A 925-nucleotide genomic window follows, 5' to 3' on the forward strand; every position below is an offset into this window, starting at 1 on the left:
ACATGGACTTACTCAGTGTGATCCGCCGGTGGCATTTCCGGCAGAAGATCTCCATTCGGGAGATCAAGAGGCGGACCGGCCTGTCCCGCAATACCATCCGCAAATATCTGCGTTCTGACGCGATTGAGCCGAGCTTCAAGGTTCCGATCCGGCCGAGCAAGCTCGACCCTTACGCCGAGAAGCTGACGGCCTGGTTGCGAGTGGAATCCAAGAAGTCCCGTAAACAAAGGCGGACCGCCAAGCAGTTGCATGCTGATCTGGTAAAGCTGGGATACGATGGCTCTTATAACCGGGTTGCCGCTTTTGCCCGACGATGGCGGACCGAGCTGCAATATGAGCAGCAGACCAGCGGGCGTGGAACATTCGTGCCTTTGGTTTTCCAGCCTGGCGAGGCGTTCCAGTTCGACTGGAGCGAGGACTATGCCGTGTTGGACGGCAAGCCCACGAAGCTGCAGGTCGCCCATACCAAACTGGCGCATAGCCGCGCCTTCATCGTCCGCGCCTATCTGCTCCAGACCCATGAGATGCTGTTCGACGCGCTGACGCAGGCGTTCCGGGTGCTGGGCGGCGTGCCCCAGCGTGGGATCTTCGATAATATGAGGACCGCTGTCGACAAGATCGGGACCGGGAAGGCTCGGCAGGTCAACGCAAGGTTTGCCGCCATGGCCAGCCACTATCTGTTCGAGACGGATTTCTGCAATCCGGCTTCAGGCTGGGAGAAGGGTCAGGTCGAGAAGAACGTCCAGGACGCTCGGCGCCGGTTGTGGCAACCGATGCCAAGTTTTCCGGGCCTGGCTGAGCTGAACGCCTGGCTGGAAGAGCAATGCATCGCCCAATGGAGCGATATCCAGCATGGCGTCATGCCCGGCACCGTGGCCGATGTGCATGCCGAGGAAGTTTCCTGTCTGATGCCGCTGGGCCGGCC

General features: G+C 60.3%; 1 protein-coding gene. It reads left to right on the plus strand.

Features of this window, described 5'->3' with window-relative positions; all coding sequences use genetic code 11:
• Positions 1-2 precede the first annotated feature (2 nt).
• On the plus strand, positions 3-925 hold a 923-nt coding region (gene istA / locus ADT71_RS00095), incomplete at its 3' end, for an IS21 family transposase (RefSeq protein ID WP_156336343.1).

This window comes from Novosphingobium sp. ST904, from assembly GCF_001298105.1.
Taxonomy (GTDB): domain Bacteria; phylum Pseudomonadota; class Alphaproteobacteria; order Sphingomonadales; family Sphingomonadaceae; genus Novosphingobium.